This is a genomic window from Sphingobium sp. MP9-4, from assembly GCF_005281675.1.
Lineage (GTDB): Bacteria > Pseudomonadota > Alphaproteobacteria > Sphingomonadales > Sphingomonadaceae > Sphingobium > Sphingobium yanoikuyae.
Genome location: NZ_LUFI01000038.1, coordinates 88365 through 113809 on the forward strand (window position 1 = coordinate 88365; position 25445 = coordinate 113809).

General features: G+C 65.7%; 23 protein-coding genes and 1 tRNA gene. 18 read left to right on the forward strand and 6 right to left on the reverse strand.

The annotated features are described in order from the left end of the window. Position 1: 1 nt before the first annotated feature. The 7 genes from A0U87_RS13045 to A0U87_RS13075 all read left to right on the forward strand — a co-directional run bounded on the left by A0U87_RS13045 (position 2) and on the right by A0U87_RS13075 (position 11452). The gene (locus tag A0U87_RS13045) at positions 2-1093 is read left to right on the forward strand and encodes a tyrosine-protein phosphatase (RefSeq protein ID WP_122928728.1); all 1092 of its coding nucleotides are present in this window, start codon (positions 2-4) and stop codon (positions 1091-1093) included. A 120-nt stretch (positions 1094-1213) separates the two neighbouring features. Further along, positions 1214-2626 (forward strand): succinylglutamate-semialdehyde dehydrogenase, encoded by a 1413-nt coding sequence (gene astD, locus A0U87_RS13050; RefSeq protein ID WP_048936379.1) that lies wholly within the window; start codon positions 1214-1216, stop codon positions 2624-2626. 100 nt (positions 2627-2726) lie between these two features. Continuing rightward, positions 2727-3539 carry a class I mannose-6-phosphate isomerase gene (locus A0U87_RS13055; protein ID WP_048936380.1) on the forward strand — a complete coding sequence of 271 codons (813 nt, stop codon included), beginning with the start codon at positions 2727-2729 and terminating at the stop codon, positions 3537-3539. A gap of 320 nt (positions 3540-3859) precedes the next feature. After that, complete coding sequence (locus tag A0U87_RS13060) at positions 3860-6586, forward strand: TonB-dependent receptor (RefSeq protein WP_048936381.1); 2727 nt, start codon at positions 3860-3862, stop codon at positions 6584-6586. Positions 6587-6691: 105 nt separating this feature from the next. Continuing rightward, positions 6692-7384, forward strand: coding sequence for a DUF6250 domain-containing protein (locus A0U87_RS13065; RefSeq protein ID WP_048936382.1), 693 nt, complete (start codon positions 6692-6694; stop codon positions 7382-7384). A 22-nt stretch (positions 7385-7406) separates the two neighbouring features. After that, positions 7407-10115: a Tat pathway signal sequence domain protein gene (locus A0U87_RS13070; RefSeq protein WP_048936383.1), complete on the forward strand. Its 2709-nt coding sequence runs from the start codon at positions 7407-7409 to the stop codon at positions 10113-10115. 14 nt (positions 10116-10129) lie between these two features. Continuing rightward, a complete protein-coding gene (locus A0U87_RS13075) occupies positions 10130-11452 on the forward strand; it encodes an oligogalacturonate lyase family protein (RefSeq protein ID WP_048936458.1) in 1323 nt (440 codons plus the stop codon). Positions 11453-11473: 21 nt separating this feature from the next. Here A0U87_RS13075 and A0U87_RS13080 read toward each other — a convergent pair whose 3' ends face one another. After that, positions 11474-12043 (reverse strand): helix-turn-helix domain-containing protein, encoded by a 570-nt coding sequence (locus tag A0U87_RS13080; RefSeq protein ID WP_048936459.1) that lies wholly within the window; start codon positions 12041-12043, stop codon positions 11474-11476. A 133-nt stretch (positions 12044-12176) separates the two neighbouring features. On the opposite strand from A0U87_RS13080, the gene A0U87_RS13085 reads away from it, so the two are divergent. The 4 genes from A0U87_RS13085 (at position 12177) to A0U87_RS13095 (ending at position 14509) form a co-directional block, all read left to right on the forward strand. Beyond that, complete coding sequence (locus A0U87_RS13085; protein ID WP_037490921.1) at positions 12177-12848, forward strand: murein L,D-transpeptidase catalytic domain family protein; 672 nt, start codon at positions 12177-12179, stop codon at positions 12846-12848. A 239-nt stretch (positions 12849-13087) separates the two neighbouring features. Next, positions 13088-13474: a hypothetical protein gene (locus A0U87_RS26740; protein ID WP_240700557.1), complete on the forward strand. Its 387-nt coding sequence runs from the start codon at positions 13088-13090 to the stop codon at positions 13472-13474. Positions 13475-13615: 141 nt separating this feature from the next. Further along, the gene (locus A0U87_RS26745) at positions 13616-13819 is read left to right on the forward strand and encodes a hypothetical protein (protein ID WP_240700558.1); all 204 of its coding nucleotides are present in this window, start codon (positions 13616-13618) and stop codon (positions 13817-13819) included. Positions 13820-13834: 15 nt separating this feature from the next. After that, the gene (locus A0U87_RS13095; RefSeq protein ID WP_029547956.1) at positions 13835-14509 is read left to right on the forward strand and encodes a hypothetical protein; all 675 of its coding nucleotides are present in this window, start codon (positions 13835-13837) and stop codon (positions 14507-14509) included. A 5-nt stretch (positions 14510-14514) separates the two neighbouring features. On the opposite strand, the gene A0U87_RS13100 is transcribed toward A0U87_RS13095, so the two are convergent. Both A0U87_RS13100 and A0U87_RS13105 read right to left on the reverse strand, forming a co-directional pair. Further along, complete coding sequence (locus A0U87_RS13100; protein WP_010339336.1) at positions 14515-15189, reverse strand: hypothetical protein; 675 nt, start codon at positions 15187-15189, stop codon at positions 14515-14517. Positions 15190-15380: 191 nt separating this feature from the next. Then, positions 15381-15557, reverse strand: a complete 177-nt coding sequence (locus tag A0U87_RS13105; RefSeq protein ID WP_017499382.1) for a hypothetical protein — start codon at positions 15555-15557, stop codon at positions 15381-15383. Between the two features lie 314 nt (positions 15558-15871). On the opposite strand from A0U87_RS13105, the gene A0U87_RS13110 reads away from it, so the two are divergent. Then, complete coding sequence (locus A0U87_RS13110) at positions 15872-16408, forward strand: DUF4136 domain-containing protein (RefSeq protein WP_037515925.1); 537 nt, start codon at positions 15872-15874, stop codon at positions 16406-16408. Positions 16409-16421: 13 nt separating this feature from the next. Beyond that, positions 16422-17054, forward strand: coding sequence for a DUF202 domain-containing protein (locus A0U87_RS13115; protein WP_037515927.1), 633 nt, complete (start codon positions 16422-16424; stop codon positions 17052-17054). A 39-nt stretch (positions 17055-17093) separates the two neighbouring features. Here A0U87_RS13115 and A0U87_RS13120 read toward each other — a convergent pair whose 3' ends face one another. After that, positions 17094-17723 carry a DNA-3-methyladenine glycosylase gene (locus A0U87_RS13120; RefSeq protein ID WP_048936385.1) on the reverse strand — a complete coding sequence of 210 codons (630 nt, stop codon included), beginning with the start codon at positions 17721-17723 and terminating at the stop codon, positions 17094-17096. A 76-nt stretch (positions 17724-17799) separates the two neighbouring features. Here A0U87_RS13120 and A0U87_RS13125 point away from each other — a divergent pair, with 76 nt between their 5' ends. Next, positions 17800-18117, forward strand: a complete 318-nt coding sequence (locus A0U87_RS13125) for a 2Fe-2S iron-sulfur cluster-binding protein (protein WP_004210272.1) — start codon at positions 17800-17802, stop codon at positions 18115-18117. Positions 18118-18139: 22 nt separating this feature from the next. Here the strand turns inward: A0U87_RS13125 and A0U87_RS13130 are convergent, their stop codons facing one another. Both A0U87_RS13130 and rlmB read right to left on the reverse strand, forming a co-directional pair. Then, positions 18140-18907, reverse strand: coding sequence for a hypothetical protein (locus A0U87_RS13130; RefSeq protein ID WP_048936386.1), 768 nt, complete (start codon positions 18905-18907; stop codon positions 18140-18142). 85 nt (positions 18908-18992) lie between these two features. Then, on the reverse strand, positions 18993-19733 hold the full coding sequence (rlmB, locus tag A0U87_RS13135) for a 23S rRNA (guanosine(2251)-2'-O)-methyltransferase RlmB (protein ID WP_004210274.1): 741 nt from the start codon (positions 19731-19733) through the stop codon (positions 18993-18995). Positions 19734-19836: 103 nt separating this feature from the next. Between rlmB and A0U87_RS13140 the strand changes: the two genes are divergently transcribed. From A0U87_RS13140 to katG, 4 genes are all read left to right on the forward strand, one after another. Further along, positions 19837-19922 (forward strand) — tRNA-Tyr (locus A0U87_RS13140). An 85-nt stretch (positions 19923-20007) separates the two neighbouring features. Further along, positions 20008-20328 carry a multidrug efflux SMR transporter gene (locus A0U87_RS13145; RefSeq protein ID WP_017499387.1) on the forward strand — a complete coding sequence of 107 codons (321 nt, stop codon included), beginning with the start codon at positions 20008-20010 and terminating at the stop codon, positions 20326-20328. 161 nt (positions 20329-20489) lie between these two features. Continuing rightward, a complete protein-coding gene (locus A0U87_RS13150; RefSeq protein ID WP_048936387.1) occupies positions 20490-22775 on the forward strand; it encodes a glycoside hydrolase family 3 N-terminal domain-containing protein in 2286 nt (761 codons plus the stop codon). Positions 22776-22906: 131 nt separating this feature from the next. Further along, on the forward strand, positions 22907-25141 hold the full coding sequence (katG, locus tag A0U87_RS13155; RefSeq protein WP_137405611.1) for a catalase/peroxidase HPI: 2235 nt from the start codon (positions 22907-22909) through the stop codon (positions 25139-25141). The last annotated feature ends 304 nt before the right edge of the window (positions 25142-25445 follow it).

The window sequence follows — 25445 nt, forward strand, 5'->3', positions numbered from 1 at the left end:
CATGCGCAAGATGATGATCCGCGCCGCGCTGGCGGCGCTGCCCCTGACGATGCCGGCCGCAGCCTTCGCCGGCACCATCGCCGATCCGGTGGTGGAACGGGTGGCGCCCGACAAGCTGGCGATCCGCTGGCAGGATGCCGATCCGGTCGATCTGTTGCAGGCCGATCGCCCCGATGCCCCCATTGCCAGCGCCACGCTGGTGGCGGCCAGGGACAAGGACGGCGTGCAGGAGGTGCAGGTGGCGCCGGGCACCCGCCCCTATTTCCTGTTGCGCGACAGCAAGAGCGGCGCGGTGACGCGCGTGGCCGAGCGTGTGCTGGTGATGGAACAATCCTCCAACTTCCGCGATCTGGGCGGCTATCCGGCGGCTGGCGGCAAGCATGTCCGCTGGGGCCGGATCTACCGCTCGGGTGGGCAGGCGATGCTGACCCCGGCCGACGTGGCGCAGGTGAAGGCGCTGGGCGTCGCCAATCTGGTCGACCTGCGCTCCGACGAGGAACGGCTGTTCGCGCCGACCAAGCTGGACGGCATTGCCTATAATGCTGTCGGCTATTCGATGGCCGCAATGATGCAGGGCATGAAGTTCGACCCCAAGAATATGGACATGGCCAAGCAGGCCGAAGCCTATGCCGGCACTTATCGCGGCATGGCGACCCAGTTGAAGCCGCAACTGCGTATCGTCTTTGCCCGCCTGCTGTCGAAGGACGGGCCGCTGCTGTACAATTGCTCGGCCGGGCAGGACCGCACCGGCTTTGTCAGCGCGATGATCCTGTCGGCGCTCGGCGTGCCGCGCGATGTCATCTATCGCGACTATGTGCTCTCGACGCCGTCGCGCCGCCCGGAATATGAAGTGCCGCCGATGAGCGATGCCGTCGCGCAGAGCAGCCCGATCGCCGGCATGTTCGCACAGATGCAGAAGGGCGGAGCGATGGCCAAGGCCAATCCGCTGGTGCTGCCCGACGGCACGCCCTTCCTGACCTATGCCTTCGCCGAAATCGACCAGAAATGGGGTTCGGTCGATGCCTATCTGGCCCAGGAAATCGGCCTGACGCCGGTGGACATTGCCGCGCTGCGCACCACCTATCTGGAATAAGTATCGCTTATTCCAGATCGGCATGAAGGGCGCGGCGGGATTCATTATCCCGCCGCGCCCGCAAGGCGCTAGGAGGCTGGAAAAGGGTGCGCTATCCTTGTCCCACTTTCTGGAGGCCATATGATTTTCCGTTCGATCGACCCGGCCAGCGACACGTTCCTGTGGGAAGGGGAGGCGGCCGATGCCGCGACCTGTGCGGCGGCCGTGACGCGCGCCCGCGCCGCCTTTCCGGCCTGGGCCGGGCTGCCGCAATCCGCGCGCGAGGATCATGTGCGGCGCTACAAGGCGCTGCTGTCGGACCGCAGCGATGCCTTTGCCAAGGCGATTGCGCGCGAGACCGGCAAGCCGCTATGGGAGGCGAAGACCGAAATCGCCTCGATGATCGGCAAGGTCGACATTTCGATCGCGGCGCAGGCGGAGCGCGCCGGATCGCGCGAGCAGGCGACCCCGTTCGGCCGGGCGGTGCTGCGCCACAAGCCGCATGGCGTGATGGCGGTGCTTGGCCCCTATAATTTCCCCGGCCATCTGCCCAACGGCCATATCGTGCCGGCGCTGCTGGCGGGCGATGTGGTTATCTTCAAGCCATCGGAACTTACCCCGCTGGTCGGCGAACTGATGGCGCAGGCGTTTCGCGACGCGGGCCTGCCCGATGGCGTCTTCACCTTGTTGCAGGGTGGGCGGGACACCGGCGCGGCATTGATCGCGCAGGATATCGACGGTCTGTTGTTCACCGGATCGGCGGGCGCGGGCGCGCATTTCGCGCGCGTGATGGCCGACCGGCCGGGCGTCATCCTGGCGCTGGAGCTGGGCGGCAATAATCCGCTGGTCGCCTGGGACGGCGATGCGCAGGCGGTCGCCTCGATCATCGTCCAGTCGGCCTTCATCACCGCGGGCCAGCGCTGTTCCTGCGCGCGCCGGCTGATCGTGCCGCAGGGCGCGGCGGGCGACGCGATCCTCGACGCGACGGTGGCGCTCGCCCGGCGGCTGACGATCGGTGCCTGGGACAGCCAGCCTGAGCCTTATATGGGCGCGCTGATCTCGGCTGAGGCGGCAGCTCATGCCAGGGCGCGCCATGCCGCGCTGCTGGCGCTGGGCGGGGGCGAATTGTTGCCGCTGGAGCAGCCGGCAGACCTCGGCGCGGCCTTCCTGACGCCGGGCATCATCGACATGACCGGGGTGAGCGCCCCCGACGAGGAGATTTTCGCGCCGCTGTTGCAGGTGACCCGCGTCGCCGATTTCGACGCCGCGATCGCCGCCGCCAACGCGACCCGCTATGGCCTGGCGGCTGGGTTGGTGTCCGCCGATGATGCGCTGTGGGACCGGTTCCTGCTGGAAAGCCGCGCGGGCGTCGTCAACCGCAACCGGCCGACCACCGGTGCCAGCGGGGCGATGCCGTTCGGCGGTCTGGGTGCATCGGGCAACCACCGCCCCAGCGCCTATTATGCCGCCGATTATTGCGCCTATCCGGTCGCCAGTTTCGAGGCGGCGCAGGTGCTGGATCTGACTGCCGATATCAAGGGGCTGGCGGGCTGATACATGCGCCCGGTCGGGAATTACTAGATGACGCAAGACAATATCGGCTTGGCACGGATGATGACATGACAGCGATTGCCATTCTGCTATGGCTTTGGATATGTCGTCCTATCGCCTGATTCCGAGCGCCGTCGAAAAGCCTTGGGGACGCAGGGATTTGCCTGCGCGCTTTGGGTTGAATGCCGATCGTCGCGTGGGCGAGATCTGGTTCACGGCGGACGCGGACCTGCCTCAGCCGCTGTTGGTCAAATATCTCTTCACCAGCGAGAAATTGTCGGTGCAGGTCCATCCCGACGATGCCCAGGCGCAGGCCATGGGGCTGGCTGGCGGCAAGTCGGAATGCTGGTATGTGCTGGCAACCGAAGGGGACGCTCGGCTGGGCATCGGCCTGACCCGGACGGTCGATGCCGATGCGCTGAAGGCTGCCGCACTGGATGGATCGATTGAGGAATTGATCGACTGGAAGCCGGTAAAGCCGGGCGATTTCTATTATATTCCGGCAGGTACGATCCACGCCATCGGCGGCGGGATCACCCTCGTCGAAGTGCAGCAGAATAACGACGTGACCTATCGCCTGTTTGATTATGGGCGCCCCCGCGAACTGCATCTGGATGCCGGCATGGCTGTTAGTGAGCCCGTACCCTATGACCGGCTGGCACAGCATGTGACCAACGACAGCGCCGCTATGCTGGTGGAGGAAACCGGCGCCCCCTTCACGCTCGAAAATCTGGTGCATGAGGCTGGCGAAAGGGTTCTGCAGGATCAGGGGCCGTTCTGGTTCATCCCGTTGCAGGGGAGTGGGCTGATCGACGGTCAGCCCTGGATGGCGGGCGAGTGCTGGCTGATCGAAGATCAGGCGGACATCGCGGTCGAACACCGGTTGCACGCCCTACTGGCGCGACCCGTCGCCTGAACGGCGCACCCATTCCACAATCTGGAACGCATTGGCGCTCGATCCGCCGGACGGCTTAACGCGACCGGCGCGCCCGGATTCGCGGTGAAGCGTCTGGTGACGTATAATGATCCACATGATGGAACCATGGTCCGTTATGGCAACGGTTCATCGATGATATAGCTCGATTTGTCGCAAAGAGAGCGCCATCTCTACGTGTCCATATATAGATATAAAGACCCAATATATGGGATATCAAAGGGTTGTCGCGGCGGGGTCTGGTCGCGGTCGACCTCAAACCCGTGCCCAAACGGGGGGGCACGCATAGGGAGGATGTTTAAGTGAGGTTTTCCAATTATCGCGCCTTGTTGTCGACGTCGGCCGTCGCCGCCGTCCTGCTGGGCGCCATGCCGGCCGCGGCACAAGACCAGCAGCAGTCCGAACAGCCCCAGCAGGCGCCCGAAGCGAGCAGCGAGGATATCGTCGTCACTGGTATCCGTTCCAGCCTTCAGGGCGCGCTCAACGCCAAGCGCAATGCAGCCCAGGTTCTGGACGCCATCTCGGCCGAGGATATCGGCAAGTTCCCGGACAAGAATGTCGGTGAAGCGCTGCAGCGCGTGACCGGCGTCCAGCTGACCCGTTCCGACGGCGAAGGCTCCGGCATCACCATCCGTGGTGCCGATCCGTCACTGAACCGCGTTGAGATCAACGGCGTCACCGCCCTGTCCACCACCGTGGGCGGCGGCCGCGACGTCGATTTCCGCGATCTGCCCTCCGAATTCGTCAACCGCCTGGAAGTGGTGAAGTCGGCCACCGCCGACATGACCGAAGGCGGCGTCGGCGGCACCGTGCGCGTCATCACCCGCCGGCCGTTCGACAATGGCGGCAAGCCCTATCTGGCCGGTTCCGCCCAGGCCATCTATGCCGATATCGGCGACCATATGGACCCGCGCCTGGCGCTGATCGGCAGCGACACCTTCGCCAATGGCACGATCGGCGTGTTGGTGTCGGGCACGTTCGAGAACCGCAATGTCGAAAGCCATCAGGCGCGCACCACCGGCTGGGTCCAGCTGGACAGCGATCCCAATACGGCCGGCATGCAGGCCTATGACCTCAACAATGACGGCGTCGGCGATTTCTTCCCCGACATTCCGCGCTATGTCATCAACCGCCTGGAAACCCGCCGCTATGCGCTGAACGGCATCCTGGAATGGCGCCCGAGCGACGATTTCAAGGCCTATGTCGAAAGCAACTGGACCAAGTCGATCCAGTCGGTGACCTCGCAATATCTGCAGACCGGCACCAGCGGCGGCATCGTCGACACGGAAAACACCATCATCGGCCCGGACAATACGGTCGAATATCTGGTGATGACCAACAATACGTCGAAGGCGCAGACCAGCCAGCTGGGCGTGTCCTATCGCAACATTCTGGGCGACATCAAGCGTACCACCTATAATGTCGCGCTGGGCGCCGACTGGACGACCGGCAACCTGACGCTGACGCCGAAAATCTCGCTGTCCAAGGCCAAGGCCTATAATAACGAGATCAACGCGACCGCAGCCGTCACCGGCATGTCCAGCCTGATCGTCGACTATAGCAACGGCCAGAATGCGCCGAACATCATCCTGCCCAATGATCCGACCACCACGGCCGGCATCAACCAGCTGACCGTGCTGCGTCGTCCGCGCTATGACGACCAGACCGAGAAGATGGCCAAGCTGGACGCGGAATATAAGACCGACGGCGGCCTGTTCACCTCGTTCAAGATCGGTGGCCAGTATCGCGACCTGACGGTCAAGAGCCGCTTCTACACCCGCACCACGACGCTCAATGGCTTCAGCGATCCGGCGGTGCAGGCACAGATCGACAGCATCGTCAGCGGCAATGCGGCGCTCGGCACCTCGCCCTTCTTCCACACCGGCAATCTGGGCTTCACCGGCGATTATAGCGGCTGGCTCAACATGACCCAGGGCGTGGCCGATGCGGTCGGCATTCCCGATCCGTTCGCGGAAGGCGGCTGCCCGGCCAATGCCGACGGCACCTGCCAGGTCTATACCGACACCTGGAAGGTCGGCGAACGCAATCTGGCCGGCTATGGCCAGGCCAGCTTCGCCTTCGACGTCGGGGCCGTGCCCGTCAGCGGCGTGATCGGCGCCCGCGTCGTCAATACCAAGGTCAACACCTCGGGCTATCTCAGCACCGGCGGCGTGATCTCGCCCGTATCCTATGACAGCAACAGCACCGAATTCCTGCCCTCGATCAACATGAAGGCGGAACTCATCCCCAACAAGCTGATGGCGCGTGCGACCGCGACCGAAGTGATGGCCCGTCCGCTGCCGCAGCAGCTGGCACCGCGCTTCACCATCGACGTCGTTGGCCTGTCGGGTTCGCGCGGCAACCCGAATCTGCAGCCGTTCCGCGCTCGCCAATATGATGCGGGCCTGGAATATTATATCAACCGCACCAGCTTCGCGTCGGTCACCTATTTCCGCAAGGAAATCAGCTCGTTCATCCAGAACACGACCGAACCCTACACCGATGCCAGCGGCGTGACCTACACCATCACCGTGCCCACCAACGGCACGCAGAAGGTGACGATCAACGGCGTGGAGGCCGGCGCGCAGATCGCGTTCGACTTCATCGACGTGCCGGTGCTCAAGCAGATGGGCGTGGTCGCCAACTATACCTATTCCAAGGATAGCGGCTACGAAGGGAAGGATTATTTCACTGGCGATTCCCTGCCCTTCCAGGGCCTGTCGCGCCATGCCTACAATATCTCGGCCTATTATGAAGATGACGTCGTCAGCCTGCGGGGCGCCTATAACTGGCGGTCCAAATATCTGATCACGGCGCAGGGCCGCGGTAACAATCCCGAGTTTGGCGAAGCCTATGGCCAGCTCGACGCGTCGCTCAACGTCACGCTGATGCCGGGCATCTCGATGTTCCTGGAAGGCGTCAACCTGCTCGACGCGACGCGCAAGGAAAATGCCAACAGCGTCGAACGCCGCACCATCATCGAGACGGTCGGCCGCCGCGTCTATGGCGGTATCCGATTCAAGCTCTGATTGGCGCTCATGGCCTGGCCTCCCCCAGGTCATGAGACAGGCTGCGGGTCGGGACATGCCCGACCCGCAGCATCATGTTTTCAAGATCAAGCGGGACAGGTCGCCATGTTCTCTCGCCGCACCCTTCTTGCATCGCTGGCCCTCGCGCCGATCGCCGGCCCCTTGAACGCTGCGGCGCGGGAGCCGCTCTGGCGCGACGATTTCCGTCATGGCCTCAAGCAATGGCAGCTCGAGGCGGTGGGCGACGCGCGCGTGACCGCGCAGGACGGGCTGCTCGACATCGTCGCGCCCAGGGGGCTGACGCTCTGGTTCCGTCAGGCGCTCAAGGGCCCGGTCGCGATCCGCTATGATGTGCGCGCCGTGTCGGACGGCGGCCCCTATGACGAGGTCAGCGACGTCAACGCTTTCTGGATGGCGTGCGACCCGGCGGCGCCCGGCGGATCCGCGCTCGGCCGCACGCGCAGCGGCACGTTCGAGGATTATGACAGCCTCCAGACCTATTATGTCGGCATTGGCGGCAACCGGAACAGCACCACGCGGATGCGCCGCTATGTGGGGGAGCCGGGCCATCGCCCGCTGCTGCCGGAACATGACCGCACCGACAAGGCGGCGATGCTGGTGCCCAATCAGTGGTTTTCGATCGGCCTGATCGCCAACGGATCTCATATCGTGGTGGAGCGGGACGGGGCGACCCTGTTCACGCTCGACGATCCCGATCCCTATCGCAGCGGCCATTTCGGCCTGCGCACGACGCAGAGCCATCTCCAGGTCCGCAACTTCACCATCACCAAGATCTGAACAACATAAAAGGGAGAGCAAAGTGGATATCAGGGCGGGGATCAGCCGGCGCGACAGCCTGAAGGCGGGATTGATGGCGAGCGCGACCGCGCTGCTGCCGGGCGCGGCGCAGGCGGCGACCAGTGCGCGCAGCGGCGCGATGCCGGAAACCCCGGTGCGCTGGATCGACGATGCCGCCCCGCCGCTCTCGCTCGGCCAGACGTTCGGCGTGCCATGGCCGCGCGGCGTGCTGCGCGCGGGCAAGCCGCTGTCGGTACAGGGCGCCGATGGCACCGCTCTGCCCTCGCAGCACTGGACGCTGGCCACCTGGCCCGACGGTTCGATCAAATGGACCGCCCATGCGCTGCCCGCCGGCACCGGCCAGCCCGGCGCGCTGCGCGTGGTACCGGGCAAGCCGGCCGCGCCGCAGGCACCGGTGCTGGTGCGCGAACTGGCCGACCGGATCGAGATTCAGGTCGGGGCGCTGCGCTGGAGCATCGGCCGCTCGGGCAATGCCATCATCCAGTCGGCGCAGCAGGGCGGCCGCACTGTCGTTGGTCCCCTGACGCTGGTCGCCAGCGTCGACAGCGCGCCGGAGGGCGGCACCCGCACGCCCTTCACCGGCCGCATCACCAGCGCCACGGTCGAGCAGAAGGGGCCGGTCCGCGCCGAGGTCAAGCTGACTGGCGTGCATGAGGGGCAGGGGCGACAGATATTGCCCTTCACCCTGCGCCTCTACGCCCATGCCGGCGGCGACCATCTGCGCATCGTCCACAGCTTCATCTTCGATGGCGATCCGGCGAAGGATTTCATCAGCGGCATCGGCCTCACCGCCGCCGTGCCGATGGCGGGCGCCGCGCATGACCGTCATGTCCGCCTCGCCACCGCCGATGATGGCCTGTTCAGCGAAGCGGTGCGGCCGCTCACCGGCCTGCGCCGCGATCCGGGCAAGGCGGTGCGTGCCGCGCAGATCGCCGGCAAGGCGGTGCCGATGGACGCGATGGCGCCGGGCGTCGCCAAGCTGCTCGATCGCATCCCGACCTGGGGCGATTTCGACCTGACCCAATTGTCGGCCGACGGTTTCTCCATCGCCAAGCGCACCCAGGACGGCCATGCCTGGGTCGATTCCGTCGCTGGCAGCCGGTCGCAGGGCCTGGGCTATATCGGCTCGCCCCAAGGCGGCGCGGCGATCGCCACCCGCTATTTCTGGCAGCGCCACCCGTCCCAGATCAGCATTCGGGACGCCGAAAGCGACATGGCGACGCTGACCGCCTGGCTCTGGTCGCCCGATGCCAAGCCGATGGACATGCGCTCCTATCGCGGCGTCCTGGGGATGGAGGGTTATGACGCCCAGAATGAAGGGCTCGACATCACCTATGAGGATTATGAGCCCGGCTGGGATGCCGCGACCGGCGTTGCCCGCACCAGCGAGCTGACCCTCTGGGCCTGCGCCGCCACCCCCTCGGCCGATGCGCTGGCCGCCATGGCACAGGCGAACGCCGTGCCGCCGCAGCTGATGGTGACGCCCGACCGCATCCATGAAGCCGGGGTGTTTGGCATCTGGAGCCTGCCGGACCGCTCGACGCCCATGAAGGCGCGGATCGAGGACCAGAATACAAATCTCGTCGACTTCTATGTTGGTGAGGTCGATCGCCGCCGCTGGTATGGTTTCTGGAACCATGGCGACATCATGCACACCTATGATTTCGACCGGCATGTCTGGCGCTACGACATTGGCGGCTTCGCCTGGGACAATAGCGAGCTTTCGCCCGACCTGTGGTTCTGGACCAGCGTGCTGCGCACCGGCAATGCCGCCGCCTTCCGCTTTGCCGAGGCGCTGACCCGGCACACCGGCGAGGTCGACGTCTATCATCTCGGCCGGTTCAAGGGGCTGGGCACCCGCCATGGCGTCCAGCACTGGAGCGACAGCAGCAAGCAGCCGCGCGTCAGCAATGCCATGTATCGCCGCATCTTCTATTATCTGACCGCCGACGAGCGCGCCGGCGACCTGATGCGCGATCTGGTCACGTCCGACCTGGCGCTGGAGCATGTCGAGATCGGCCGCAAGGTGCCGGGGGCCGAGCGCACGCCGCTGCCGGCGGGGGTCATTGACCTCAGCTTCGGCACCATGTGGTGCTCGGTCGCCTCGGCCTGGCTCACCGAATGGGAGCGGACCGGCGACAAGAAGTGGCGCGAACGACTGCTGAACGGCATGGATAGCATCGGTCGCCTGAAATATGGCTGGCTGGCGGGCAGCGCGCCCTATGATCTCAAGACCGGGCGCTTCATGGGCGCGGGGGACAAGATTTCCATCTCGCACCTCAATGCCGTGTTTGGCGCGCTGGAGGTGAATGCCGAGCTTCTCGACCTGCTCGACGTGCCGCGCTATCGCACCGCCTGGCTCGATTATTGCCGCTGGTTCAATGCCTCGCCGCAGGAGTGGAAGGCGAAATTCGACCAGCCCTTCGGTCGCCGTAACCTCAAGGAAGGCCATTCGCGCCTGACCGCCTATGTCGCGCGCGAGACCGGCGACAAGGAATTGGCGGTGCGCGCCTGGAAGGAATTTCTCGGCGGCGACGCGGGCCTCGGCCTGTCGAACGGCGATCCGCGCGTGGCGCTGAAGGGGCCGGCCTATGTCCGCCCGATCGTCGAATGGCCGGACGTCTCCACCAATGCGGCGTCGCAATGGGGCCTTGCCGCGATCGAGAATCTGGCGCTCATTCCCGACGCGCTCGCTGACGCTGCCAACTGATGAAGGGCCATAAGATGAAGACGATGATGATGGGCCTGATGGCGGCGCTGACGGTGAGCGCGGCGACCCCGGCGCTGGCCAAGCCCGTGGCCGAATGGGTCGACCAGACTACCGGCCACCGCGTGCTGCGGCTGACCGACACGCCGGGCAGCGCCAGCCTCTATTTCCACCAGAACAGCTATACGCCGCAGGGCGACAAGATGGTGATCTCCACCCCCGACGGCATTTCGGTGCTGACGCTGGCGGACTGGAGCATCAGGCCGCTGGTCAAGGGCAAGGATATCCAGCTGCTCTTCACCGGGCGCAAGACGCGCACGGCCTATTATGCCAGCCACAGGCGCGACGACGGCGCGGGCGCGACGACGCTTTATGCCGCCGACATCGACAGCGGCAAGGTGCGCAAGATCGCGACCGTCGATCGTGGTTCGATCGGCTCGATCAATGCGGACGAGACGCTGCTGCTCGGCCAATGGGCGGCGAGCGACAAGCCGCTCCAGCCCGACGGCACCCAGAAGCGCGCCGCGCCCGAGATCAAGCAGCAGTTCGGCCAGGCCAATTATGCCGCCAACGGCCCGGACGGAAAGCCGCTCAGCTTTGCCGAGGCGAAGGAAGTGCGCCTCAATGAACGGCTGGAAGCGCGCATCCCGATGGAGATCTTCACCATCGACATCCGCACCGGGGAGCGCAAGGTGGTGGTCGCCTCGACCGACTGGCTCAACCATATCCAGTTCTCGCCGACCGACCCCGGCCTCATCATGTATTGTCATGAAGGCCCCTGGCACAAGGTCGACCGGATCTGGACGATCCGCACCGACGGCAGCGGCCAGCAACTGGTCCACAAGCGCAGCATGAACATGGAAATCGCCGGCCACGAGTTCTTCTCGCCCGACGGCAAGTGGATCTGGTATGATCTGCAGACCCCGCGTGGCGAGGTGTTCTGGCTCGCAGGCTATGAGCTGGCGACCGGGCATCGCCAATGGTTCAAGGTCGACCGCAACCAATGGTCGGTCCATTACAACCAGGCGCCCGACTTGAAGCATTTCTCCGGCGACGGCGGCGACAGCGAAATGGTCGCCCATGCGCCCGACGGCAAATATCTCTATCTCTTCACGCCCCAGGCTATTCCCGACGTTGCCGGCATCCATGCCGACAATGCCGCCGACCTGATCGCGCCGGGCACCTTCGGCGTCGAGAAGATCGTCGACATGCGCAAGCATGACTATCGGCTGGAGCCCAACATCACCTTCACGCCCGACGGCAAATGGATGATCTTCCGCTCCAACATGGATGGCGCGCCGCAAATCTACGCGGCGGAGATTGCCAAGACGGCGGGCTGATCGGCGCGGGACGATGCCGGTTCAGTCGGCATCGTCCTCGCTGTGCATGATGTCGGCGCGGGTGATGGTGCCGCCCTGGCTGTGGACCACGGCCAGCCGCTTGCGGCCCTTGTCGCGGAAGCTGATCTCGCCGCTGTCGATCGCGGGATCGGCGATCATGATGAGGGCGTCGAACACGCCGCGCGCCTCGCGCAATTCGCTCAGGATCGTCAGCAGCTCGTGGGACGTGATGCGCGTGCCCCCTTCGCTGTCGGGCATCTGCTTCTCGATGATCCGGTGCAACGCCTCGACGATCGCCAGCGTCGGGTGCAGTCGCTCGACCGGCACTGGCGGGGTCAGCGGCACGGCGCGAACATCGGCCAGCGCCAGATAGGGGTCGATCGCGCCGGGGCCGAAGACCTGCTCGATATTGGCAAGGGTCACGGCGTCCAGGTTGCTCGCCTCGTTGCGGGCATTCTTGACCGTGCCGGCCGAACAGCCGATCCGTTCCGCCAGCTGGCTGTCGGACAGGCCATGGGCCTTCTGGATGCGCCGCACGATGGTGGCGACCGCTTCCCGATAGATGCCGTTCGATAGCCGCGTTCCGGCCATGTCCCGCTTCTCCCGCTTCGACGTGCCCCGCCCGACAAAAATGCCGGGCCGGACGGATGTGCGCAAGACTTTGTGCGCGGCGCCCGATTTCGGCAAAGACCTTGGCGGGGCCTGCACCCTAGTCGCACCATCCATGAACCCCGATCGTCGCCGTTTTCTCCTTTCCGCTTCCGTTCTGGTCGCGGGCGCTGTTGGCACCGCGCGTGCCTCCGCGCCGGGGCCGATGCGCGCGCTGAAACCCATGGTGCCGGCCCAGCCGATCGCGCCGCTTGCCACGCCCACCCCGCCGGCGCTGGTGAAGCCCGCGCTGTTCGCGCAGGCCCGCGCGGCGCTGGAACGGCATCCGCAGATCGTCAACCGGCACCGCATGGCGCTGGTCGATTTTGCCGCGCCCTCGTCGGAGCCGCGGCTGCACATCGTCAACCTGCTGGATGGCACCACCACCTCCTATCTGGTGGCGCATGGCAGCGGATCGGACCCGGATCATAGCGGCTGGCTGGAGCGCTTTTCCAATGCGCCCGGTTCCAACGCCTCCTGTTCGGGCGCATTCCTGACGGCCGATCCCTATGTCGGGAAACATGGCCCGTCGCAGCGCTTGCAGGGGCTCGATCCGACCAACGACAATGCGATGAGCCGGGCGATCGTGCTGCATGGTGCCTGGTATGCCGAACCCACGCTGGCCGGTGCGCGCGGCAAGCTGGGGCGCAGCCAGGGCTGTTTCGCGGTCGGCGACAGCGTCCGGTCGCAGGTCATGGCCCAGTTGGGCCGGGGCAGCCTGATCTACGCGGCCAAGCTGGTCGTCTGAATTCTGCCATAAGCGCGTCGCCCCAATCGGCGCGCGGGTCCGTGCCGCCGCTTAACCCCTTTCGCGGTGGGCACCATGGCCGTCCGGGAGCGATGCTTGCATCGCTCCCGGACTTTATTTCTCGGTATTTTCCCTGAGCTCTATCCACGGCTTTGCCGAATGCGCGGCGCCAGCGTTGCTGTAGCATGCGGCCGTCTGCGACTCCGCTTTCCGGCGTCGCAGGAACAGGGGAAAAGAGGATGACGCGTTTTTCGACATTCTTGTCGGTGACCGCCTTGCTGGCGGCTGCCCTTCCGATCTCACCGGCCCATGCGGCGGCGCCGCGCGATGTCGATGATCTGGTCGGTGCGCGAGGCTCTTCGGGGGAAAATGCGCTCCAGTCGCGCGGCTATCGTGTCGCCAAGCAGAATGGCCTCACCAACTATTGGTGGAACAGCGCGAAGGACCAGTGCATCCGGGTCGTCACCTATAATGGTCGCTATGACGCGATCGACAGCGCGTCAGACGGTGATTGCGGCCATGACGGTGGCAACACGGCCGCCGCGGCCGTAGCCGGCGTTGCGGCGATCGGCCTGATCGCGGCGCTTGCCAGCCACAAGAAGAGCCATGGCGACAGTTCGGCCTAGCATGACAGCGAATATGAGCGCGGCTATCATGACGGCCTTTATGGCGGTGACTATGATCGCAACGACAGCGAAGCCTATCATTCGGGCTTTTCGGCGGGCAATGCGGAGCGGAGCAATCGCCTTGCCGCCAACAGCCAGATCGTGCGGGGCGCGCCGGCGGCGGCGCAGCGGGCCTGTGCCCGGCGCGGCGACGAGTTCCAGAATGTGCCGGCGGGCAGTTCCGTGCCGGTCAGCGTCTATCCCCAAGGTGGGGATCGCTACGAGATCATCGTCGCGTCCGGCCATTATCGCTCGCGTTGTAGCGTTACGGGCAATGGCAATGTGATGTCGATGGACCCCTACTGATCGAAAGGATGCATCATGAGGAATGCCATGATTGCGACCGTCGCGCTGTCGGCACTGGCCATGCCGGCCATCGCCCAGGCCCCGGTGCGCAGCGAGCGGGTGCAATTCGCCAGGGGGACCGCCTCCAAGGTCATCAAGGCGTCGCTCAAGGGCTATGACATGGTCGATTATCTGGTCGGCGCGCGGGCCGGCCAGACCATGAATGTCCGGCTTCAGACCAGCAACGCCTCCAGCTATTTCAACGTGATCGCGCCCGGTGCCGGGGATAGCGCCATGTTCGTCGGTTCGTCCGCCGGCAACAGCTTTGCCGGCCGCCTGCCCGCCAATGGCGATTATCGCATCCGCGTCTATCTGATGCGCAATGCCGCCCGCCGCAACGAAGTCGCCAATTATACGCTGACCGTCAGCGTGCAAGCGCTGGCGGCGACCGCGGCGCAGGTGATGCCGGCGGCGACCGGGCCGGCGCTGACGTCGGGCAACATGCCCGCTTATTGCCGGGGGGAAGTGTCCGGCCAATATGGCACTCGCCCGGCCTATGTGAAGACCGGCGCGATCGCCAAGGCGCCCGGTGGCTTCTTCATCGACGGCACGGTCGACAAGGGCAGCGAGGGGATCAAGCGCTTCCGTTGCCGCTTCGATGCGCAGCGTCGCTTCGTCGACGTGTTGGCGATGACGCCGGACGGCAAATAGCCGGGTCAGCCGCCCAGGATCAGGAAGCTCGCCCCGCTGTTGATCAGCGAGGCGAGCAGCCAGGTGCCCAACGCCGATCGGAACGCCTTGCCGGTCGATTTCCGGGTGCGGCTGCGCAGCCAGATCGTCTCGATCCGCAGATACCAGCTGATCGTCACCAGCATGATGACCAGTGCGGCGATCGCCCAGGCGACGTCGCCGAGGCGCGCCAGGATCGACGCGATGCCCAGCACCAGCGCGGCCGGCCCGGCAATATAGCATTGGGCGTAGAAGGGGCGGCGCAGCGTGTCGCGATTGAGCGCCATGCGCTGCGCCTTCAGCCGCCGCACCGCGAACATCAGCGGATAGATGGCGAAGAGGAAGGCGCGCAGCACCAGCAGGTTCATCTCCGACGCGGTGATTTCCTTGCCGATGCCGGTGGTCGCGACCTCCGGCATCTTCTGGTGCGACGCCACCTCGATCAGGTGCGACAGCAATATGGTCAGCATCAGGAACAGGGGCGGGCTCAGCATGTCGGTGAATTGCTGGTCCGGCGCATCCTCCAGTTCCTTGTCGGAATAGCGCAGCATCTGGATCGGGTGGCGGATGGTCCGCCATAGGGTGCGGGGATAGAAGACCAGCCAGCTCATCGCCTCATAGAGAAATTCTTCCAGCGACTGGAACAGGCGTAGGAAATCCATTGATGCTCCCGATCATGAGGAAGGCTGGTATCCCGCCGCCGGGGCAGGGTCTTGCCGCCGAGCCGTTCAGGCGTTGGTGCTGCCCCGGCCGAATGTTTCCCGGTTCAGTTGGGCCGGTTCAGTTGGACCGATTGAGCGTGAATCCGTCAGCCCGTTCAACGCAGGCCCGTCCAGCTCGGATGATGGCCGCGCTAGCGGTTGCTGGCGAGTTGCTGTCCGGCGCGCACCGCCGGCTTGTCCGCGGTCAGATCGTCAAGCCAGGGCAGGGCCGGTGGCGCCAGCCTGACGGTGGGGGTTGCATCCTGCGGCGTGCCCATGCTGCTTGCCGTGGCCAGTGCCACACAAATGCCGGCGCCCGCTGCGACCATTGCAGGCCAGTCTCTTACCATCGCACACAGCTCCCTCTGCTGGGCTGCGATCGGCAGGAACAGTTTCGCGATTGACGCCGCGACTCACCCGTCCGACCGCTGGAATAAGGGATGATCGCGCATTCGCGGGCATCGCGCCATAGCGGATTTTCCGGGGGTCGGGCGATCGTCCCGCTTTGGTCCGACCGCGGCTTTCGGGCGCCGCTTCACGCCATGGGATAGGGATATCCGGGGCGCTCCCTAGGGGAGAATCCCGATGGCTGGCCCGGCGTCCGCTTGGCTATGCCCAGGGATATTCAAAGGGAGGTCGCGATATGATCAGGCGCATATTCGTCACGGGTCTGCTGCTGGCGCTGGCAGGCTGTGCCACCACGCCACGGGTCAATTATGATGCCGATCCCGCGGCCAATTTCGCCAGCTATCGCAGCTATAGCTGGGCGTCGATCAATGTGCCGCAGGGCATGAACCCATTGCTGTTCCAGCGGGTGAAGGCGTCGATCGACACCGCCCTCGCGGCGCGCGGCTATAGCCAGGCTGAACCCGGCGAATTTGCCATCGGCTTTACCCTGGGCGCGCGCGACCGGGTCGAGGTGACCGATTTCGGTCCCTATGCCACTTATTATCGTCCCTGGGGCGGGTGGGCCGGCTGGGGCGGCTATCGCAATGTCGATGTGCGCAACGTGACCGACGGCACGCTGACGGTCGATATCTATGACACCGGGACGAAACAGCCGGTCTGGCATGGCACGGCCACGCAGGAGGTCAGCCGCAAGAGCCCCGACCAGGCGACAATCGACAAGGCGGTGACCGCCGTGCTCGCCAATTTCCCGCCGCCGATCAAGCCGAACTGACAGGAGGGGGCATATGGCCGAAACGCAGGAACCCAGGGGCGTGCCCATCCGCCCGGCCCGCAATGTGGGCGAGCCCGTGCCGCCCATTCCGCCGGTCGATGCGAGCGATCCCGAAGGGGCATCGACCGCCTATTCGCATTTCCGAACCGGCCTGTCGCGCCATCGCACGGGCCTGTCGGAACATCGCACCGACCTTTCCGAATATCGCACCGACCTGTCCGGGCATCGCACCGAAATGTCGATGCGCCGGACCGGCATGTCGTTCCAGCGCACCCGGATGAGCGCGGACCGGACCCTGATGTCGGAAATGCGTACGGCGCTGTCGCTGATCGGCTTTGGCTTTACCATCAACCAGGCATTCCAGAAGATGCAGGACGCGGGCAGCATCCAGAATGTCAACGCGCCGCGCAATTTCGGCGTGGCGCTGCTGGTGTTCGGCATCGTGCTGCTGGCCGGCGGGATCGTGCGCCATGTCCAGTTCGCGACCGAATTGCGGGATCGGCGCAAGATCATGACGGAGGATGGGCTGATTCACTCCGACAGCCGCTTCCCGATCTCGGTGACGCTGGTGATTGCGCTGTGTCTGCTGGCGCTGGCGCTGGCGGCGGTGCTGGGCATCGTCTTCAACATCGCCCTGCTGGGCTGAAGCGCGGGCAGGCGGGCGGGGGCTGTGCCCCGCCGCGTCTCAGCTCTGCAGCATGTCCTGCCCTTTATTATAATGGTGCCAGGCCATGATCGCGGCGGCGCCGCGATGCGGCCGCCAGGCTTCGGCAAGGTCGCGGGTCAGCTTCTCGCTCGGCCGCTCGCCCAAGCCCAATATCCGCCCGACCGCGATCTGCACCGCCAGGTCGCCGGCCGGCCAGATGTCGGGGCGGCCTTCGGCGAACAGCAGATAGATTTCCGCCGACCAGCGGCCGATCCCCTTGATCTGCACCAGTTGCGCGATCGCGACTTCATCGTCGGCGGGCAGGGCGTGGAGGTCCAATGTGCCGTCCACGACCAGTTCGGCCAGGCTGCGGGCATAGCCCTGCTTCTGCCGCGACAGGCCACAGGCGCGCAACGCATCGAAATCGCGCGCCAGCAGCGCTTCGGCTGTGCAGCCCACGCCCAGCTCCGCCTCCAGCTTGCGCCAGACCGCCGCGGCGGAGGCGACGCTGACCTGCTGGCCGACGATGGTGCGCAGCAGCGTCTCATAGCCCGGCTCGCGCACGCGCGGCACCGGATAGCCGACGCTGGCGATCGCCGCGCCGAATGCCGGCTCCGCCGCAGCGATGAAGTCCAGGCTGACGCGCAATTCTTCCGCCGTGCTTACCATGTCCGCCTGTCCAGCCCTTGATTTCGCCGTCGCTGTCGGTCAGAGCGGCGGGGATAAGTCCAAAAGGAATGGGTAGATGCCGAAGCTGATCGTGGTCAACCGTGATGGTGCCGAACAGACTGTTGAGGGGGACAAGGGTCTCTCGGTGATGGAAGTCATTCGCGACCATGGCTTTGACGAGCTGCTCGCGCTGTGCGGCGGCTGCTGCTCCTGCGCGACCTGCCATGTCTATGTCGACCCGGCCTTTGCCGACGCCCTGCCGGCGATGAGCGAGGACGAGAATGACCTGCTCGACAGCAGCGATCATCGCAACGAGACCAGCCGCCTGTCCTGTCAGGTCGTGCTGAGCGATGCGCTTGACGGCCTGCGCGTCACCATCGCGCCGGAAGACTGATTTCTTCCTACGGCCCCGTTTTTCAGGGCCTGACCCGCAACGTCGCGGCCGGCGCATCGCCGGTCAGCGGCGTGATGGTCCATGTGATGCGCTTGCCCTCCGGCACTGTGGTTGCGCCATCTTCCTGATTCTGGCTCACGATCTCTGCATCGGTGGTCAGCGTGAACGTGCCGTTCAGCGCCTTGGCGGCGGCGTCGCCCGATCCGCCGCCCATGCCGGCCGGCCCCTGGCTCTTGTCGAAACCGTTGGAAAAGCCCGGTGCCTTCACCCGCACCCGGTCCGCCCCGCGCATTTCCACCGCGACGAAGGGCAGGACGATCTGCGCGTCGATGTTGAAGGGGAAGAGGAAGGCATGGTCCAGCCTTCCGCTGATCGCATAGTCGATCGCGAATTTGTGATCGCCCAGATACTGGACCGACCGGAAGCCCTTCTCCTTGGTGAGCGCGCTCGCCATCGCCTGCATCTGCGCATCGTCGCCGCCGGCCTTGTCGAACTGGGGTTCGGCGGGCGGGGCGGGTGTCTTGCTCTGGCTCTGCGCCACCTTCTGCAGCACGGCCTCCTCGCCCTCGGGCGGGGCGACGCCTTCCAGCGGATCCTCCTCCGCATCACTGTTGAGGCCGCCCAGCGCCTTGTCCATGTCCGACGCCAATATCTCGCCCTTATAGGCAAAGGCGAAGCTGCGGTCGGCGCGGATGTCGAGCGTGGAGGTGAAGCTGCCGGGGGTCACCAGGCATCCGGGCAGCATCAGCAGCGCCGCCAGCGCGCCCGCCGCGCGGGACAATAGGACCATGGCGAACCCCCGTTCGTCTGCGCGACGATATGGGCGGGGCAGGGCGCCCTACCCACATCGCCGCAAGATGGTGCCCGGCGGCCGCTTACCGGCTGGTGGCGGCGTACAGGGCGATCGCTGCCGCATTGGAGACGTTCAGGCTCTCCATGCGCGGGCTGATCGGCAGCTTAGCGATAATGTCGCAATGCGCCATGGTGTTGTGGCGCAGCCCTTCGCCCTCGGCGCCCAGCACCAGCGCGACGCGCGATTCGCCGATCGCGTCGGCCAGCACGGTGTCGCAATCGCCGTCCAGGCCGATGCGCCAGTAACCGGCTTCGGCAATCTCTTCGAGCGCGCGGGCCAGGTTCACCACCCGCACCCAGGGCACGGTTTCCAGCGCGCCCGACGCGGCGCGGGCCAGCACGCCCGATTCGGGCGGCGCATGCCGGTCTTGCGTCACGATGCACAGCGCGTCGAAGGCGGCGGCCGACCGCAGGATCGCGCCGACATTATGCGGGTCGGTCACCTGGTCGAGCACCAGGATCGGGCGCTGGTCGTCCCGCCCCTGTTCCAGCACGTCGCCCAGCCAGACATCGTCCAGCGGCTCGACTTCGGCGACGATGCCCTGATGCGGCGCATCCGACGGCACCATCCGGCCCATGTCGGCGACGTCGGAATAGACGATCGGCAGCACGGGCGGCAGGTCGAGCGCGCCGATCGCTTCGCGCGTGCCCCATATCTTGCGCACGACGCGGTTCGGATTGGCGAGCGCAGCCGTGATGGCATGGCGTCCGTAGAAGCGGGGGAAGGCGCCTTTCGGCTTGCCGGTACGATGTCCTCTTTTCATGTTTTCGCTCTTTTCACATCACCCCATTGACAGGCAAGCCTCCATTCGCCATTGAGCCGCCTCCAGCGCGGCGGGACAGCAAATTTCCACCGCGTAGGGCACTGGACAGGTGGCCGAGTGGTTAAAGGCAGCAGACTGTAAATCTGCCCGGGTTTCCGTACGCTGGTTCGAATCCAGCCCTGTCCACCACTGCCCTCATCGGCGCGCCGCCTCTTTCGGGTTTCCGGTCCGCGCGCCGCTCCAGCCGAGCCCGTTACCGCAAGAGGAACGCCGCTTGGCCTGGGTCATTCTCGGCATTGCCGTATTCACCGAAATCATCTGGGCATTGAGCCTGAAATGGGCCGCCACCGTCGGCAGCTGGCAGGCATCGGCCGTGCCGATCGGCCTCAGCTTCCTCAACATGGGCCTTTTGGCGCTGGCGATGCGGGATCTGCCGGCGGGCACCGCCTATGCGATCTGGACGGGCCTGGGCGCCGTGGGCGTCATCATCGGCGGCATGATTCTCTATGGCGATCGGGTCAACATGGCCCAGATCGGCTTCATGGCGATGATCGTGATCGGCGTGGTCGGCACCAAATTGTCGGCCCAGGCGTGATTGCTACTCCTGATTCGCGCGACATGATTCGGCGCATGGCCTGATCGCGGGATCGGGGCGTCGCGCCGCAGGCTTATTGCCGCAGCGCAACAAAATCGGCGCAAGTCCGTTTGTCTTCGGACAAGCCCCGTTCATTCTTCCCCGGTTACGCTCTCTCCCGCATGACTCTTGATCGCCGCGACCTTCTGATCCGCACTCTGGGCGGTGTCCTCGCCCTTGGCATCCCTCGCCGCGCACTGGCGCAGGCTGACGTTGCTCGCGTCGACGCGCTGATCGCGAAGATGACGCTGGAGGAAAAGGCTGGGCAGATGACCTGCCTGGCCGACAGCTTCCGTCCCTTCAACCCACCCAACCCGGCGGCCGGCATCCAGGACGAGAAGCGCCTGGCGGACGAGATTCGCAAGGGCCGGGTCGGCTGCCTGTTCAATGGCATCGGCGTTGCCGGCGGGCGCCGCGCGCAGGAAATGGCGGTCAAGAACAGCCGCCTGGGCATCCCGCTGCTGCTGGCCGGCGACGTGATTCACGGACTCAAGACCATCTTTCCCGTTCCGCTGGGGGAGGCTTCCTGCTTCGATCCCATGCTGGTGGAAAAGACCGCGCGGGTCATGGCGGTGGAGGCGACGGCAGCCGGCCTGCACCTCACCTTCGCGCCGATGGTTGATGTCGCGCGCGACCAGCGCTGGGGCCGGGTGGTCGAGGGCGCGGGCGAGGATGTCTATCTGACCGGCCTGTTGTCGGCGGCGCGCATTCGCGGTTTCCAGGGGCGTGACCTGCGCCGCGACGATTCGCTGCTCGCCTGTCCCAAGCATTTCGCCGCCTATGGCGCGGTCGCGGCGGGCCTCGAATATGGCAGCGTCGACATCAGTGACGAAACGCTGCGCGAAACCCATCTGCCGCCCTTCGGCAAGGCCTTTGCCGCCGGGGCGCTCACCACCATGGCCGCCTTCAACGAGATTAACGGCGTGCCCGCCACCGCCGACCGCGAATTGCTGACCGACATATTGCGCGGTGAGATGCAGTTTCGCGGCTTCGTCTTCTCCGATTACACCGCCGACGAAGAACTGGTCGCCCATGGCTTTGCCGAGGATGAGCGCGACGCCGCCCGCCTCGCTGTGCTGGCCGGGGTCGACATGTCGATGCAGAGCGGCCTCTATATCCGCCACATCCCCGATCTGGTGAAGAGCGGCGCGGTGCCGATGGCGACGGTCGATGTCGCGGTGCGCCGCATCCTTTACGTGAAGACCGCGATGGGGCTGTTCGACAATCCTTATCGCTCGCTTGACGAAGAGGTTGAAAAGGCGCGCATCGGCACGCCCGCCCATCATGCACTGGCGCGTGAGGCGGCGGCGCGATCGGTCGTGCTGCTCAAGAATGACGGGGTGCTGCCGCTCGATCCCGCCGCCGGGCAAAGGATCGCGCTGATTGGTCCGTTCGGCGAGGACAAGGCCAATCTCTACGGCCCCTGGGCCTTTTACGGCGATCCCGACAAGGGCGTCGACATCGCCACCGGCCTGCGCGCGGCGATGCCCGATCCGGCGAAGCTGACGGTCGAGCTGGGTTGCGCGGTCAACGGCCCGATCAAGGACGGGATCGTCCGTGCCGTCGCGGCGGCGAAGGCGGCGGACGTGGTGATCCTGGCGGTCGGCGAATCCCAGGCGATGTCGGGCGAGGCGCAATCGCGCACGATGATCGAGCTGCCGTCCTCGCAACAGGCGCTGGCCGATGCGATCGCCGCCACTGGCAAGCCGGTCATCGTGCTGCTGCGCCATGGCCGCGCGCTGGCCCTGCATGACGGCGTCGCCAATGCCCAGGCGTTGCTGGCGACCTGGTTTCTGGGGTCGGAAACCGGCCATGCGCTGGCCGACATATTGTTCGGCAAGGTCGATCCATCGGCCAAGCTGCCGGTCAGCTTCCCCTGGGAAAGCGGGCAGGAGCCTTTCTTCTACGATCGCAAGTCGACCGGCCGGCCGACCGTGGACAATGGCAGCACCGAATATAAGGCGCGCTACGCCACCACCGACAATAGCGCGCGCTTTCCCTTCGGCCATGGCCTCAGCTACACCGATTTCGCCCTCAGCGACCTGAAGCTCTCCGACACCGCGCTGCGCTGGGACGGCGCGGTCGAGATCACCGCGCGCCTCACCAACAAGGGCAAGCGCAAGGGCAGCGAGGTGGTGCAGCTCTATATCCGCGACCGCGTCGCCAGCCGCACCCGCCCGATCCGCGAACTGAAGCGCATCCAGCGCGTCACCCTGTCGCCGGGCGATTCCACCCAGGTCCGCTTCACCCTGTCGCGCACCGACCTCGAATTTGTCGGCGCCGGCAACCGCCGCATCGCCGAACCGGGCCTGTTCGATCTGTGGGTCGGCCAGTCCTCGACCGGCGGCCTGCACGGCCAGTTCACCCTCTACGCGGCGGCGCCGACTTCTCCGCCACCAAAAGGCTGACCGCTCCGATCCACCCTCTCTCATAGGAAAATCCGATCACTGTGACGGAATCGATTCGTTTCGATCCGCTGCCGCACGGGACTACCCCTTTTCGCGCCTTGAACAGGCAGAACAGGACAGGGGAGAGAAACATGTCCACGACCCGCATTTCCACATTCGCTTTGGCGTGCGCGCTGCTCGCCAGCCCGGCGCTCGCCGCAGAAACCAAGCCCGCCGCCGCTGCGCCCGCCGTCACCGAAAAGCCCGGCGGCATGACCAACAAGGACTGGTGGCCCAAGCGCCTCGACCTCACCGCGCTGCGCCAGCATGAGGCGACCCGCGCCAATCCCTATGGTGCCGACTATGATTATGTGAAGGAATTCAACAGCCTCGACCTCGAAGCGGTCAAGGCCGACATCCGCAAGGTGCTGACCACGTCGCAGCCCTGGTGGCCGGCCGACTATGGCCATTATGGCCCCTTCTTCATCCGCATGGCCTGGCACAGCGCCGGCACCTATCGCGTCGGTGACGGCCGCGGTGGCTCGGATGGCGGCGAACAGCGGTTCGATCCGCTCAACAGCTGGCCCGACAATGTCAGCCTCGACAAGGCCCGCCGCCTGGTCTGGCCGATCAAGCAGAAATATGGCCGCAAATTGAGCTGGGGCGACCTGATGGTCCTGTCCGGCAATGTCGCGCTGGAGGATATGGGCTTCAAGACCGTGGGCTTTGCCGGCGGCCGCATCGACGCCTGGCAGCCCGACGTCGTCTATTGGGGCCCGGAAACCAAGATGATGGGCACCGAGCGATCCAATCCCGACGGTTCGCTCAAGCGCTCGCTTGCCGCGACCACCATGGGCCTCATCTATGTGAACCCCGAAGGCCCCGGCGCCAATCATGATCCCAAGGGCGCCGCCGCCGACATCCGCCGCGCCTTCGGCAATATGGCGATGGATGACGAGGAAACGCTGGCGCTGATCGCGGGTGGCCATACGTTCGGCAAGGCGCATGGCGCCAAGAAGCCGGAGGAATGCCTGGGCGCGGAACCCGCCGCCGCCGGCATCGAGGATCAGGGCTTCGGCTGGAAGAACAAGTGCGGCAAGGGCAATGCCGAGGATACGCTGACCTCGGGCCTGGAAGGCACCTGGTCCGCCACGCCGACCCAGTTCACCACCCAATATATCGACAATCTGCTGAACTTCGACTGGGTCAAGACCAAGAGCCCGGCGGGCGCGACGCAATGGATCCCGACCGATCCCGCCGCCGCGCAGATGGTCCCCGACGCGCATGTGAAGGACAAGCGGCACGCGCCGATCATGTTCACCACCGACATCGCGCTCAAGGAAGATCCCGGTTTCCGCAAGGTGCTGGAAAGCTGGCAGAAGAATCCCGAGCTGTTCAGCAAGGCCTTCGCCCGCGCCTGGTTCAAGCTGACCCATCGCGACCTGGGGCCGCAGGCCCGCTATCTCGGCAAGGACATCCCGTCCGAAACCTATAGCTGGCAGGACCCGCTGCCCAAGGCGAGCTTCGCCCCCGTCAGCGCCGCCGATCAGGCCAAGCTGAAGGCCGCTGTGCTGGCGTCGGGTCTGACCGGGCCGGAATTGGTGCGCACCGCCTGGGCCTCGGCCGCGACCTTCCGCAGCACCGACATGCGCGGTGGCGCCAATGGCGCGCGCCTGCGGCTCGACCCGCAGCGCGGCTGGGCGGTCAACGACCCGGCGGAGCTGAACAAGGTGCTGGCCAAGCTGACCGCGATCCAGAAGGATTTCGCCAAGTCCGGCAATCAGGTGTCGATGGCCGACCTCATCGTGCTTGGCGGCAACGCCGCGGTCGAGCAGGCGGCGCAGAAGGGCGGCTACAGCATCACCGTGCCCTTCACGCCGGGCCGGGTCGACGCGGCGCAGGCGCAGACTGATGTCGCCTCCTTCGCCTATCTGGAGCCCAAGGCGGACGGCTTCCGCAACTGGTATGGCCCCAGGGCGGAGGTCAGTCCGGCCGACGCGCTGGTGGACAAGGCCGACGCCCTCGACCTCACCGTGCCGGAAATGACCGTGCTGGTCGGCGGCATGCGGGCGCTGGGCGCCAACAGCGGCGGATCGAAGAATGGCGTGCTGACCACCCGTCCGGGCACGCTCAGCAACGACTTCTTCGTCAACCTGCTGACGATGGACACGGTGTGGAGCAAGTCGGCGACGCCGGGCCTCTATGACGGCAAGGACCGGGCCAGCGGCACGGCGAAGTGGACGGCGACCCCGGTCGACCTGATCTTCGGCTCCAATTCGGAACTGCGCGCCGTGGCCGAAGTCTATGCTGAGGACGACGCGAAGGAGAAGTTCGTCACCGACTTCGCCGCCGCCTGGACCAAGGTCATGAACGCGGACCGCTTCTGAAGAATGAAGAACCCGGCGGCGCAGGGCGACGCCGGGTTCTTGGTATCAGATTGACCGGAAGCGACCAAGTTCGGACCTGTTCCCCCTCCCGCAAGCGGGAGGGGGTTAGGGGGTGGGCTGGACATCGCGAAAGCCCACCCCGCTGCGACTAACGCGCTGCGCGCGCAAGTCTCGCTCCCCCTCCCGCCGGCGGGAGGGGAATGGCCGGGCGCCACCCCAAAACAACGTTGCGTCATTCCTGATGCTGGACCTGCGTCAGCATCCATCCGCCCCCCAACAAAAAGGGCGCCCTGGTCTCCCACGG